General features: G+C 58.7%; 10 protein-coding genes and 1 pseudogene. 7 read left to right on the top strand and 4 right to left on the bottom strand.

The window, feature by feature from the left end:
* Window positions 1-3: 3 nt before the first annotated feature.
* From Hrr1229_RS01360 to Hrr1229_RS01330, 7 genes and pseudogenes are all read left to right on the top strand, one after another.
* Complete coding sequence (locus Hrr1229_RS01360) at window positions 4-1,665, top strand: hypothetical protein (RefSeq protein ID WP_123114550.1); 1,662 nt, start codon at window positions 4-6, stop codon at window positions 1,663-1,665.
* Between the two features lie 32 nt (window positions 1,666-1,697).
* Window positions 1,698-2,471, top strand: coding sequence for a hypothetical protein (locus Hrr1229_RS01355; RefSeq protein WP_255212546.1), 774 nt, complete (start codon window positions 1,698-1,700; stop codon window positions 2,469-2,471).
* Window positions 2,471-3,610 carry a hypothetical protein gene (locus Hrr1229_RS01350; protein ID WP_123114552.1) on the top strand — a complete coding sequence of 380 codons (1,140 nt, stop codon included), beginning with the start codon at window positions 2,471-2,473 and terminating at the stop codon, window positions 3,608-3,610. The genes Hrr1229_RS01355 and Hrr1229_RS01350 overlap by 1 nt, the downstream gene beginning before the upstream one ends.
* A gap of 35 nt (window positions 3,611-3,645) precedes the next feature.
* Window positions 3,646-4,701 carry a hypothetical protein gene (locus tag Hrr1229_RS01345; protein WP_255212545.1) on the top strand — a complete coding sequence of 352 codons (1,056 nt, stop codon included), beginning with the start codon at window positions 3,646-3,648 and terminating at the stop codon, window positions 4,699-4,701.
* On the top strand, window positions 4,694-6,703 hold the full coding sequence (locus tag Hrr1229_RS01340) for a VirB4 family type IV secretion system protein (protein ID WP_123114955.1): 2,010 nt from the start codon (window positions 4,694-4,696) through the stop codon (window positions 6,701-6,703). The genes Hrr1229_RS01345 and Hrr1229_RS01340 overlap by 8 nt, the downstream gene beginning before the upstream one ends.
* 245 nt (window positions 6,704-6,948) lie before the next feature.
* Window positions 6,949-8,367 carry a sugar transferase gene (locus tag Hrr1229_RS01335; protein ID WP_123114554.1) on the top strand — a complete coding sequence of 473 codons (1,419 nt, stop codon included), beginning with the start codon at window positions 6,949-6,951 and terminating at the stop codon, window positions 8,365-8,367.
* A 389-nt stretch (window positions 8,368-8,756) separates the two neighbouring features.
* Window positions 8,757-9,013: pseudogene (locus Hrr1229_RS01330) on the top strand (IS6 family transposase); the annotation flags it as partial.
* A gap of 53 nt (window positions 9,014-9,066) precedes the next feature.
* On the opposite strand, the gene Hrr1229_RS01325 reads toward Hrr1229_RS01330, so the two are convergent.
* The 4 genes from Hrr1229_RS01325 to Hrr1229_RS01310 form a co-directional block, all read right to left on the bottom strand.
* Complete coding sequence (locus tag Hrr1229_RS01325) at window positions 9,067-10,392, bottom strand: nucleotide sugar dehydrogenase (protein WP_123114555.1); 1,326 nt, start codon at window positions 10,390-10,392, stop codon at window positions 9,067-9,069.
* Window positions 10,389-11,363: an NAD-dependent epimerase/dehydratase family protein gene (locus tag Hrr1229_RS01320; RefSeq protein ID WP_123114556.1), complete on the bottom strand. Its 975-nt coding sequence runs from the start codon at window positions 11,361-11,363 to the stop codon at window positions 10,389-10,391. The genes Hrr1229_RS01325 and Hrr1229_RS01320 overlap by 4 nt, the downstream gene beginning before the upstream one ends.
* A 648-nt stretch (window positions 11,364-12,011) precedes the next feature.
* Complete coding sequence (gene aglF, locus Hrr1229_RS01315; RefSeq protein WP_123114557.1) at window positions 12,012-12,767, bottom strand: UTP--glucose-1-phosphate uridylyltransferase AglF; 756 nt, start codon at window positions 12,765-12,767, stop codon at window positions 12,012-12,014.
* A gap of 222 nt (window positions 12,768-12,989) precedes the next feature.
* Window positions 12,990-13,187, bottom strand: a complete 198-nt coding sequence (locus tag Hrr1229_RS01310) for a hypothetical protein (RefSeq protein WP_123114558.1) — start codon at window positions 13,185-13,187, stop codon at window positions 12,990-12,992.
* Window positions 13,188-13,225 lie beyond the last annotated feature (38 nt).

Raw genomic sequence — 13,225 nt, 5'->3', positions numbered from 1 at the left:
GCGATGCGCGTGCGCCACTGGGGCTCCCGGCTCGCACTCTCGCTGGTGGCTCTCGTGTCGGTGCTGGCCGTGAGTGCCGCCGCGACGCCCGCAGAGCCGCCGCCCGCGAACGAGACCCGGACTGTCGACGCCCGCGATCCGGATCCGTGTCTGTCGCCGGCGCAGTATAACGCCACGTACGGTCAGGCGCCCACCCCCACCCAACAGCTGGCGACATGTACGGATCTGACGTACGACGCGCCACCCGCCCACGCCGCGACCATGACTGCCCAGGCGTTTGCGGCGCTCGAGCCGGGCGGTGCGAACGCGAGTGTCTATCCTCCACACGCCGACCGCGTCTCGCGGGGCGCGATCGCTGACGCGCACGCCACCGTGGTCGCGATTCATCCTGCAACCCGGGTCCAGCTCGATGCGACCACCACTCGCCAGTATATTGCGCCGACGGGGACCGTTCGGGCGCTCGTCGATTACCGGGTGCGGGGAGCGTTTGGCCCGAATCGGTCGCTGATCGGTCATAGAGTGCAGCGTGTCACCGTCACGATCGGCGATGAGGCGGTCGCTACGACCACCGGAACACAGACGCCTGCCCTCTCGTACACCACGACCCACACCGGCGACCAGCCGCTCACCGTCACGGCCGAGATTGCGGTGACGACCGCGCCCAACGGGACGCCGGCGAACGCGACCACCCAGACGGTGACGGTCAGCGACACGCGGTCGGTGTGGATTCATCGGCTCCGCCCGGACGCGTACACCGCCGAGTATCCGGACGGGAGTCGCGGGCTCGCCGTGTATCAGGGCCAGCCGTGGCATGGGCTCACGCTCACTGCGAATGATACCCACCGCGTCCGTGGCGTCTGGCGCTACTATACGGCGCGGGATCCTCGTTGGGAGCGGCTTCGGGTGGCGCGAGCGACCGGAACGAGTCGCCTCGAGCAGGGGGTGCCATCGCTCGAGGTGGTCGCGTACCCGTCACGGATCGGCCCGCGTACGATGCCGGTGCGTGATGGCCCCACCCTAACCGCGGTGTGGGGTGTGGAGACGGCGACGCCGGCCGCGCGGCTCCACGAGAACGTTTCTGTTGGTGTGGTCGACGGCGAATACACCCGATCGTATGGGTTGGCAGTGCGCAGCGACGCCATGCAGCTCGAGGCGGTCCGGCTCCACGGCATCGTGCGTGGCGTGTCGGCTCCCGTGACGTCAGTCACGCCGACCGAGCGACCGATTCGCCGGCCCGAGCTGTCGGTACGGCTCACGGATCGGCGTGTGGCCTCCGCGACGCTGGTGGTCACGCTGACCGATCCCGTGACGGGCGCGCCGATTCGACCACGTCGGTCGAACGCCACCCGCCCGATTGTGGCCGACGCGCCGCCCGGCGAGCTGTGGCTCAACGGCGAGCGGCTCACCTTCGGGCCGAACGGCACGGCGCGACGCACGCTCTCGGAGCCCGGCCTCTACACGGTTCGGTTCGAGCCCGCCTCGTGGCGCGCCACCACGCCCGCGTATGTGGCCGCCAGCGACACCGTGCGCTGGCATCCGCTCAGTACTGTCGCCGGTTGGGTGCAGCTGCTTGAGACCGTGCTGTGGGGAGTGATCCCGATCGCTGTCGCGTGGGTTGCCGGCCGGCAGCTGGCCCACCTCCTGTCCCGTGAATCACCGCCATGAGTCACACACTATCATCCCCACGACGTCGCACCGTGCTCACAACGATCGCGACCGGCGGACTCGTCTCTGTCGTCGGCTGTGCCAGCGATGAATCGAGCGAGCCCGGAGAAGGCGCGTTATCGGACGTCCATGTCGAGGGCACCGAGTTGGTCGTCGAGTACGACGCGGAGACGAGCGCCACCGGACTGGCTGTGATTGCGCCCTCCGGCGAGGCGTTTGCCGAGCGGGAGCTCACGCCGGGGGCGAGTCAGGAGACAATTCCGATCGGGACGTCGTACCCGCCGGGGACGTACACCGTCCAGCTGGTTGATGCTGATCGCGTTGTGGCTGCCGTTGAGAAGTTGTTGCGACCAGAGCTTGTGATTCAGGATCTGAAACTCGGTCGAAATCACCCTGAGGAAATGTACGAAGAGGCTGAGGAGCTAACCATCTCCACAGAAGTCATTTTGGATGTCAAAAATACAGGTACTGGTCCAGAGAAAATCACCCAACTACGATTTAGCGGTGATGTTCCTAACCCAACACCCGATGAGTTCTCTGGGAGCGGGATTGCAGCGATAGAGAAGCCTGTACGATATACTAATCCCATTATTGAGCCAAATGAACTCCTTACCATCTACTCTGAAAGCCTCCCGTTTTCACCAAGCGGAAGTGAGGTAGAATGTACATCTGAAGGAAATAGTGGCCAATTTAGAATCTCGCTATCCAGTAATGTAGTTGAACAAGATACTGAACAGACATACAACGTCACCTACAGAGGGAGTAGCCTCTCAGACTGTCAGATAACTATTGAGAGGGAGACCTAATGAGTGGGGTCTCACTTGTTGATGTTGGGTTTCAGTGGTTTATCGATATTCTCAGCCAGCTAATCGAATGGTTCACAGAGGCTATCACAAATGGGTATCGCGATCTCACGGAGGCACTATTCGGTACTCCCGTGCCAGAAACTTCAAATGGACTTCCTCTAGGACCGCCGGAAAACACGCCATGGATACGCATTCATGAGTCACTAGTCGCTGGTGATGTGACACTAATTGCCTTCCTGATTCTACTCGTATGTGTCCAAGGACGTCACACACTTCGAATTTTCAATCTCACAGATCCAATTAGGAGCAGACAGGTTCGCCGGTCTGCATGGACAGGGGGAATTCTGATAGCGACTTGGTATTGGGTTGCTGTGATTGCATTATATCTTGTTGATGGGTTTGCGATTTTGCTTGTTCCTTCTATAGGTACTGTGGCTACTGGTTTAGCCGATTTCTTCACAGTCACTATCTCGAATCCACCTCTTGGATTCTTTCTCACTTTTATAGGCGCGGTAGCGATGTGGACACTCCAAGCACTGTTGTTCCTCCGGGAGATCCTCTTGTACGTCGCGACCTATGCTATGCCGATAGCAATAGCGGTGGCATACAGTGGTTTGCCAGTTATATCGAATTTAGCAACACGTGTTGCTGTCAAATTCATCCCTCTTGCAATAATGCCACTACCAGTTGGGCTGTTATTTCGCGGTTATGGACTCCTGTTTCCTAACGGTCCAGACTCACTTCTTACTCCTGACAGCGCATTTTTTAGATACATCATCGCGGTCTCGCTGCCGGTGCTCAGCGTTTGGATCATCTGGAAGCTGTTTGCGTATACGACGCCACGCTTGGTTCGGAGCGTCAGTCGTGTGACCGGGCTCACCGTGACCGCCGGCGCCGTGGCTGGGGCTGCGACGGTCGCGGGGCCGTGGGCTGGCGCCACGGCGGCCCGGTGGGGGCCGAAAGCGGCTGTAGGCCATACCGTCGCCAAGCGGGTCGCTCGGACCGAGACCAGTTCGGACTCGAATGCTGATTCAACCAGTGAGCCAACCTCGACGGCAGCGACGTCATCCCCCACCGTGCGCAGTCACGAGGGGGGATGGGCGTCGTACCGCCGCACGGAAAATGAACCACGTCCATGAGCACGGATTCAGACACCCCCGCGACCCGTCGCGTGATGCGCTCGCTTGACGCCGACCGGCGACTCCCGATCGTCGGCGTGTATGAACGCGATCTGTACGTGTTGCTCAGCTTTCCGATTGCGGGGCTCGTGGTGGGGGCGGCGCTGGGGGTCGAGCCGCTCGTGTTCCCGCTGGTGTGTGTCGGCTTTGCGATCGGGGTGGCTGTTGTGTATGCGGCTCCCAGACAGCTCCCGGCGAGCACGTGGCTCGCCGATCTGGGGCGGTTCTATCTGCGCCGGCCGCGGGTGACCCTCCATGAGGCGGTGGGGGCCGCGTCGACACCGGACCCGGACAGTGAGACGACGGTCCCACAACCGTTTGTCGTCGACGAGCACACCCAAGAGTTGACCGCGCTCAAGCGGGCGTGGCCTGGCCACGGCGCCGTTGAACGAACGGACGGGCGGATGGAGACGTTTCTTGAGCTGACGCCGGGCAACATGGATTTCGCGATGGCTGACGAGTGGGCCGCCCGGCAGGCCGTGGGTGAGGCGTTCGCGAATCAGGAGCTGACCTTCGAGCTCACGTTGTACACCACGACCGATCCGTACCCGGCGGCGACGCTGGTCAACCAGTTGGATGATCGCCTCGCCGACCCGGACGTGAGCGAGCGGGAGTCGGTGCGGGCGTTGATCGCCGCCTACCGTGATCAGCGGCCGGCCGAGCTCGCAGAGACCCAGCAGGTGCGGTACTTTCTGGGGGTGTCCGTGGCGCCGTACGAGGTGTACGAGCGGCATCCCGAGGAGCGCACGCCAGCTGAACGACTCACCACGCTGCCGGTGGTTGGCGTGCTGGCGACGCCCTTCGTGACGCGTCGCGATCGGCTCACCGACGCGGAGTTGCGGGGCGCCCAGCTCGCAAAGCTGCGCGAGCGGGTGCGGACGGTTGAGACAGAGTTCGTCGCCAAAACGAGTGATTGTACGGCGCGCCGACTGTCAACAGCGGAGATTCTAGGGTTGGCCACGCAGTTTTGGAACGGGACTGAGCTCACAGAGACGCCCGTCGCTGACCGGGCGGGTGTGGACCACACGGAGCGAGGTGGATCTGATGCGTGAGGCGCTCGTAATCAGTGGCGTTGAGTCGCTCTCGCCGTCGCTGCTCGTCGGCGGGCTGATGGCGGGGGGTAGCATCCTCGTTGTGGGGCTCCTGTTGGGGGTGTGGATGCAGGCGCGCCAACCCGATCGTGATCCGGAGGTGGATCTGTCGGCGTTCGTTGAGCCGCCTGAGAGAGCGCCACAGCGGGATACGGAGGTGGCCCCACCCCGGGAGCGCCAACAGGCTGCGGTCGCGCCGGCAGCTGTCGAGTGGGAGAGTCGGTGCGCACGGGTCGGCGATGAGTGGACGACCACGCTCTATATCGCGGATTGGCCGGATTATCCGAGCGATGGGTACCTGAGTGAGCTGTTCACCCTCACCGACGTCCGGTTTCACGTGATGGCGCATTTCCGACCGCAGGATCAGGAGCGGGCGCTCGACCAGCTGCAGGCGACCGCCGACGATCTGAAAGTGGATGCGGATCTCGAGTCGAGCGTCCGCAGCACGTATCTGCAGGATCGGGCGAGTGAGGCAGCGGCGATGTATCGGGCTGTCGAAGCCGGGGCGCGGGTGTTCTCACAGGCGCTGCTCGTGACCGTCCGGGCCGACGACCGGGAGACGCTTGATCGGGATGTGCGCCGCGTGAAGCGCACGCTCCGTGAGCAGCCGGCGGAGCTGGCGCCGAAGACCGCAATCTGCGCGCAGGACCGGGCGTTGCGCGGGGCGGCACCGCTCGGCGGGCCCGTGTTGGATCGCAGGACGACGTGTGTCAGCGGCGCGGTGGGCGCGCTGTTGGCGTCGCCGCATCGCCCCACGTTATTGGAGTCAGATGGCGTCGAGGTGGGGGTGCATCGACATACGGACACGCCGGTGGTGATCGACCCGTTTGCGCGTGAGAACGGGTACGCGACGTTTACTGTTGGGGATCCGGGCTCCGGGAAGAGCTTCGGCGCGAAACAGCGGTTTATTCGGTCGGTGGCGCATCACGAGGACCGAATTGGGGTGATCTTAGAGCCGCTCAACGATTGGGCGGGGGTGGCAGACGCATTAGGTGCCCAGCGCATTACCGTGGGTGGCACCCGGGGAATCAATCCGCTCGAGATTACGCCGATGCCACAACCGGTGCGCGAACAACTGGGGGCCGATGCGAGTCCCTTCACCGAAAAGAAAGAGCGCGTGGTGAGCTTTCTGACGAACTTCTTCGCGCAGCGGGGGATCACGCTTGGGGATCGGCGCACGACGCTGGAGTTAGCGATTGATGCCGCGTACCGGGAGGCGGGCATTACGGAGGATCTGACGACCCACGATCGCGAGAGTCCGACGCTGCGGGATGTAATTGATGTGCTTGAAGCGTTTGTGGCGGCCCCAGAACAGCAGACGCTCCGGATCGAGGCCGAAGCGGAGAAGCTGCAGGCGGATGCCACGTGGCTTATCGACCAGTTGCGGCCGTTTGCGCCGGACGGGCAGTTTGCACATCTCGGTCGGTCGAGCGAGATCGATTTTGCGGATACCGATCTGCTCTATTTGGATTTAGCCCAGCAGGAGGGGCGGGTCGGCGGGCGTACGACGCTGGTGATGCAATTGTTAATCTCGTTGGTATACGAGCGAGCCAAACAGACGGACAAGGAGGTGGTGTTCGTGATTGATGAAGCGCGGTACGTGTTGCGTGATGCCGAGAATCTCGCCTTCTTAGAGACCATCTTTCGGCATCACCGCCACCACGATCTGTCGCTGCAGTTGGTTACCCAAACCGTCGATGAGTTCTTTGAGCGGCCCGAAGCTGAGATGATCCTCGACCAGTGTGCGATCAAGTACTTCCATCGGTTGGATGGGATGGACGACCACTGGGCCGACGAATTCGGGTTAAATCACGCCCAGAAGCGGTTCGTGCAGGAGGCGGTGCCGGGAAATGAGGAACTCGGGTATGCGGAGGCGCTCGTTGGGGTTGACGGGGAGTGGCGCGGGATCGAGGTGCGGGCGTTGGACGCTGAAGCGGCCGTAATCGAGAACGAGTACGATTGAGAACACACATTCCGTTTGAACACACCCAATCTGGGCTCTTCCAGATCATGTCTGTGCTTGTCAGAACATGCTCAGGGCTTCCATAGCAACGTAGGTCATACCTTCACGATTAGATTGTCGAAGGCGCTACTAGGCTGGCCACTAATCGTTTTTTCCTCCCCTAGCGGACCGTAATTCTGAGACTACCACGCTGCAGTCACGGACATCGTAGTTCATTTATATAGTGTCATCCTAATGTACAGCTAATGCTCTCCGGATGGCAGTATCGGCTGCGCAGCGTCAGCGGCGTCGCAGTCATTACTGCCCTCGCGGTTGTGGTCGCCAACAGCACAGTCGCCCACGCGCTGCTCACGCGGCTGCCAGTTGTTGGGCGACTGGCAGCGGATGCGCCGATGGGTGCCGAACTCGTGTTCGAGATGCTTACGACGGTCGTCATCGTCACGGCGGCGTTTCTCCCGTTGTACAAGCCACGGCCGCGACGCATTCTCGATACGGTGGCGCTTACCCAAAAGCGGGTCATGGTCGCGATGGTGACCCTCGCTGCGATCGGGTATTTTGATTATACCTATCGGCTGCCGCGGGCGACGCTCATCGCGATCACGCCGCTGTTACTCGTGGTGTTGCCTGCGTGGTTCGTGTGGATTCGGCAGCGACCGAATGGTGATGCAGAGCGTGCGATTATCGTCGGGGACGATCCGAGTTCGATCGAAGAGCTTGCAGCCGATATCGATATCCCACTCCTCGGGTATCTCTGTCCCACGAGCGCCTACAGGACTACTGAATCGCCGAACCGGATAGCAGCTGTTGCCGATGGAGGTTTTCAGCTAAACGGGCTAGACCGGTTAGGTGGCCTCTCTCGAATTGAGGACGTCCTTGTTGAGTACGATATTGATACTGTCGTGTTAACATTTGGGCACACAGACCGCGCAGAGTTCTTCGGCGCACTTGATGCATGTTACGAACACGGTGTCGATGTTCTCGTCCACCGTGATCACGCCGATCAGGTGTTAAGTGCTGACACTAATGTCGGGACTCTCGTCACCGTCGATATTGAACCGTGGGATATCCAAGACCACATCCTCAAACGCAGCTTTGATGTTTTGTTCTCACTGTTTGGGTTAGTGGTGTTGAGTCCCGTCATCTGTGCAATCGTAGTGACAATTAAGCTCGATGATGGTGGATCAATTTTGTACAGTCAGGAGCGGACTGCGGTGTTCGGAGAGACGTTCGAGGTGTTCAAGTTTCGGTCGATGATCGAAAACGCTGAGGATGAGATTGGTGCGACAATTAGTGATGAAGATGATGGTGGGATTGATCCGCGTGTAACCCGCGTTGGACGCGTGTTGCGTCAGACCCATCTTGACGAGATCCCGCAACTCTGGGCTGTATTGAAGGGTAATATGAGTGTGGTTGGTCCACGACCTGAGCGGCCAGAGCTTGATTCTGATATCCAATCGGGAGTTGTTGATTGGCGAAAGCGCTGGTTTGTGAAACCTGGTCTGACCGGCCTAGCGCAGGTGAACGACGTGACCGGTGCTGAGCCGGATACGAAGCTTCGGTATGACCTCCAGTATGTCAAACAGCAGTCGTTCACTTATGATATGAAGCTGGTCGTACGACAAATCTGGAAGGTAATGGTAGACGTGCTGCAAACGGTTCGGTGATCCCCGATCGGTAATCATACCGGATTTAGAGGTGAGATAAGAGCGGTCAGTATGGAAACGCCAAAATATAAGTTTACTCTGTTAAATCAGAATACATTAATGATCACAATATCTAAACTAGGATTGTTCTGCACTTCGCCGTCAAGTATTGATCGGTCTCTCGACGATGTCTGCTTCCTTCGAGAATCATCTGAAATTCACTTGACAGTACTGCTGAACCGACTCCACAGAGATCCGATCCCGATGCCTTCTGCGGATTCAACAGAGTAGAATTGTCTTATCGTTCACTCATTCTGTTTTCTGGCTGGCGCAGTATCACCTAAAGTCGTAATTGCTGGTTGTGTTGAAATAAGGTCAAAGGATGAGGCGGTCAAAAAATTGAGTGGTTCATGCTCGGTTTCGACCGGCTCAGTGCCAACAACGGTTGTATCGAGTTAGATTTTCTGGGACGAGAGGCGACACCCGAGCCAGCGATGAAGTTCAGTATCCGACTTCAGCTGGCTGGAGTATCACTGTCGGATACCGTCCCGATTTTTGAGAGGTTGGGTATCGATCGCCATCGAACCACGGCCCGTGGGTACAGAAGGTCGATCTACAGCTGACAGATGGAGCCGCTCCGAATCACGTTGCGGTCGATGAATCCATCGGTAGCCAGAATATTTTCAGTGATACCTCACTACTGCAACGCAGTTGCCATACTTATTTGATTACTCGACTTTTAGCCAGGACATCAGCAGCTTCGGCTGTTTCGCCGAGCGTCACTACTGTCGCGGAAGCGTCTTCTGGCATCGCATTTTTTGCGTCATACACAAACGACGCTTGGTTGCCAAGCCGTGTGAGATTGAACGCATCGTGGTCTACGAGAAGGACCACTGCGTCAGCCGCCTGTACCGTCTCGTCACTCACGGTATTTGTGAGTGGGATACGTGCTTCCTCAGAATCGACATGGGGATCAACAAGAGTGACGTTGGTTTGTTGACGGAGCGACTTCACCACTTCAATTGCGGGTGAATTTCGTGGGTCGGTAATGTTCGGCTTGTAGGCGGCCCCCAAGGCGAGGACTGACGCGTCAGTAAGGGTCACGCCGCGGGCCTTGAGTGCGGTGATGACCCCCTCGACAACTCGATCTGGCATTTCCTCATTTACCTGTTGTGCGTGGTCAATAAACGGCAACTCGGTCCCCAACTCATTTGCGCGCCATGTCAAGAACTGTGGATCGATCGGGATACAGTGGCCGCCAACGCCTGGGCCGGGCTCAAATGCTTGAAACCCAAACGGTTTGCTCCCAGCTGCGTCGACCGCTTCCCACACGTCGGCATCTAACCGCTCTGTGAGAGCGACGAGTTGGTTCACGAGCGCGATATTGACCATTCGATACGTGTTCTCGAGTGTTTTCGAGAGTTCAGCCGTCTCCGTCGCGGCGACCGGAACTGTGTCTGTGATCGCTCCAAAGAGGGTACTGGCTGCGGTTCGTGCAGGGGCGTCATCTGCACCCACCACGAGTGGGATCTCACTAATCTCATGATCCCCACCGGGGTTGAGTCGCTCTGGAACCATCGCAAACTGCGTCAACGCAGGGGGTCGCTCGTCAGTAATAATCGGTTTGACCACTTCCTGTGTCGCGCCTGGATACACCGTACTTGAGACGACAACGAGTGTCTCGCGATAGCCTGACTGTTCTGAAACGGTTTGGGCTGCTGCTCTCACTGCGCCCATCGCTGGCTCTCCATCGGCAACACCAGTCGGGACGGCGATGATGTATACGTCACAGTCGGCGACAACATCGGGATTGGAATCAGGGGTAAAGCCGTCGGTGAGGCCGTTCTTGAGGTCGGCGTCGGTCACATCGTCAACGTAGCTTGCTCCAGCTTGGAGCTGGTCGACGCGCTCTTCGTTGATATCGAAGCCACGAACATCGAATCCGGCCTCAACGAACGCGAGGCTGAGGGGGAGCCCGACGTATCCGAGGCCGATGACACCAACCTGTGCGTCACGAGTGGCGAGCCGTTCTTCAATATCGGTCATTCGATACTCACCCTATCAGTCCGGTTGGCAATAACATCTCGGAGAATCCGATCGAGATCAGCCTCTGGTTCACGTCCAATCGTTGCGCGGAGCTTAGAGATGTCGGGCTCACGGGCATCGGGCTCTTCGAAGTCCTCATCATACGCTTCCTCAAACGGGATGTGTGTGATCGCAGAGTCGCTGTCAGTGAGCTCGATGACTCGTTTTGCGAGATTATTGATCGATGTGGGTCCCGGAGCACCAATATTGAAGACCTCACCATGCGCCGCGGGCGTCGACAAGAGTTCGTGTGTGATCGAGACCGCATCTGCCACGTGCGTGAAACTTCGGATCTGTGTGCCGTCGCCGTACACAGTCAGATCGTCCCCAGCAAGTGCCTGCTTGACGAACGTCGGGATCACCATGCCGTACTGTCCGGTCTGTCGCGGCCCGACAATGTTGAAATACCGACCGACGACAACGGGCAGTCCGTGTTCCTTCTGAAACCCTACCGCTAGAAACTCGTCGGCTGCCTTCGCAGTCGCGTAGCCCCAGCGCGGTGATGCCGTTGATCCGTACACGCGGTCGTCGTCTTCTGCGAAGGGAATCGCTTCCGATTTGCCGTATACCTCTGAGGACGAGGCGATAAACGTTGGCGTCGCATCCTGAGCGGCTGCTTCGAGCACGTTCTTTGTGCCCTCAAGATTCGTTCGTAGGGAGTCGAGCGGGTTCTCGACAATACGTTTTACGCCGACCGCGGCCGCGAGGTGATATACTGTATCGGCGTCGGCGATGAGGTCAGCAACAAGTGATGCGTCGCGGATATCACCGTCAACCGTGTCAACGCGATCGGTCTCAAGATGCGAGAGGTTCGAGTCGCTTCCTGTCGAAAAGTTGTCGAGGATGGTGATGTTCTCGTCGGTTTCTGTGAGGAGGTGATCGACGAGATGTGACCCGATAAAGCCGGCCCCGCCGGTGACTAAAACGGTCATGTATTAAGATGGACTGCGGGATAGAGATACCTTAAGCTTGTGAGTCATACAAATCAAAAAACAAAAACGACGATACTCCACCGTGTCTTTTCAAGTATAGTTAGGCCCAACGTGTAATGAGCGGTCACCTGTCTCGACAGCACCCCAGTGTACCAAGTCCGCGTTAGCGGTCTCCGAGAGACGCTGTTTCGCTTCATCATAGTCCTCGGGGTAGTTGACGCGATGTGCCACGTCTCAAGCCCGATAGTGTCGGTGCTTCGGCCAGACTGAATGAAGCGTTCGATCGGATCGGCGATCTCGTACTCGTCGCGGTTTGAGGGCCAAATAAGATAGCAGGCGTGGAAGATCGCGAGCGTGGACGCCGGAGCTCAAAGATGAGCATCTCATTCCCTGACACGTCGTATCTGATGCCGTAGGCACTCCACACGATCGCTCCTGCAACGATCATGAACGGGAAGACAAACGGTGAATACACTAAATCGGAGCGACGACTACTGAAACGTGGCTGATCTCTCTCATTTCTTAACATTCATATCGATCTTTAGTGCAAGGATTCTCGCGTTGGAATACTGTGGCTTACACATGCTCTCACGAACGGCGGCGAAGACGACCCGAACTCCGGTCGAGCCAGCTCTCGTCGGTGATTCGCTACGCGTCGGACTCAACAACCTCTTCGGTGGTGTCGTCGGTGTCTTCGCCGGTGAGGCGGCGCTCGGCCTCATCACGGTCTTCGGGATAGCCGACGTCGATGCGCCACCCGTCAAGACCGATGGCGTCGATGGTCCGCCCCGACTGGATGAGCAGATCGATCGCGTCGGATATCTCGTATTCGTCGCGGTTCGACGGCTGGACGAGATGACACGCGTGGAAGATGGCGGGCGTGAACGTGTAGAAGCCGGTCATCACGAGATTGCTCGGTGGGTCCTCCGGCTTTTCAACAACGTCTGTGATCTCGCCGTACTGGTTGGTATCACAGACACCGTAGCGAGAGGCGTCCTCCCACGGAACCTCCTCGACGAGGAACGCGGCGTCTGCACGGTCTTCACGTTGGCGGCGGACCACGTCTTGGAGGTTTGCTTGAAAGATGTTGTCGCCGAGAATAAGCATGAAGTCGTCGTCGATGTGTTCCTCGACGGTGAGCAGCGCGTGGGCGAGCCCCTTCTGTTCGCGCTGGTGAGTATAGGTAATCGGGACGCTATCGTACTCGTCGCCGTAGTGGTCGATGATTTTCTCTTTCATGTAGCCGACGACTACGATGAGTTCGTCCGCACCGAGTTCGATCAGCTGATCGAAACAGTGCGTGATGAGTGGTTTGTCGGCGACCTCAACCATGCCCTTGGGCTTGTCTTCTGTGAGCGAACGAAGGCGCGTGCCCTCTCCGGCTGCGAGTACGACTGCTTTCATAAGCAAATCATTCAATTCAGGTAATGATAAGGATTCTGCCTTCGCTAGTTGGCTGGTCGTACTGTTCAATCTGTTCGAGCCTGACAGAGACGACCCGTTCGTCGACCACGCAACCTTACCTCCGCTATTCAATCGATGACCGCCCGCTGGTAACGGCGAAGCATTTCACGCTGCTCGTCAAATTCCGCTTCGGTGTCGGTACTGAACTGTTCGGAGGCCTCTTTATTTCTGCAGGATCCAATACGCAAGACCAAGGGTCTCACGAAGCATGACGCCAGCGGCGAAGACATACACAGCCTCCAACGGGAGCGGCAAAAAATCGATCGTGGCGACAGCCAGTGACATCACGAACCCCATGCCGACCCAGGCGAGCGCAAACTGCCGATCCGCGGTTGTCGACTGCGTTCCGAGTCTGCCCATGTGGGAATGTCTCCTAATGTCATCAAAAAGATTCACCT

This window comes from Halorubrum sp. CBA1229, assembly GCF_003721435.2.
In the GTDB taxonomy this organism is placed as follows: domain Archaea; phylum Halobacteriota; class Halobacteria; order Halobacteriales; family Haloferacaceae; genus Halorubrum.
This window is presented reverse-complemented; position numbering and strand designations above follow the sequence as displayed.

Bases quoted from the DNA above. Each gene is read 5' to 3' on its own strand.
- Hrr1229_RS01335 (WP_123114554.1), top strand. From the start codon at position 6,949: ATGCTCTCCGGATGGCAGTATCGGCTGCGCAGCGTCAGCGGCGTCGCA.
- Hrr1229_RS01345 (WP_255212545.1), top strand. From the start codon at position 3,646: ATGCGCTCGCTTGACGCCGACCGGCGACTCCCGATCGTCGGCGTGTAT.
- Hrr1229_RS01360 (WP_123114550.1), top strand. From the start codon at position 4: ATGCGCGTGCGCCACTGGGGCTCCCGGCTCGCACTCTCGCTGGTGGCT.
- Hrr1229_RS01325 (WP_123114555.1), bottom strand. From the start codon at position 10,392: ATGACCGATATTGAAGAACGGCTCGCCACTCGTGACGCACAGGTTGGT.
- Hrr1229_RS01320 (WP_123114556.1), bottom strand. From the start codon at position 11,363: ATGACCGTTTTAGTCACCGGCGGGGCCGGCTTTATCGGGTCACATCTC.
- aglF (WP_123114557.1), bottom strand. From the start codon at position 12,767: ATGAAAGCAGTCGTACTCGCAGCCGGAGAGGGCACGCGCCTTCGTTCG.
- Hrr1229_RS01340 (WP_123114955.1), top strand. From the start codon at position 4,694: ATGCGTGAGGCGCTCGTAATCAGTGGCGTTGAGTCGCTCTCGCCGTCG.
- Hrr1229_RS01350 (WP_123114552.1), top strand. From the start codon at position 2,471: ATGAGTGGGGTCTCACTTGTTGATGTTGGGTTTCAGTGGTTTATCGAT.
- Hrr1229_RS01310 (WP_123114558.1), bottom strand. From the start codon at position 13,187: ATGGGCAGACTCGGAACGCAGTCGACAACCGCGGATCGGCAGTTTGCG.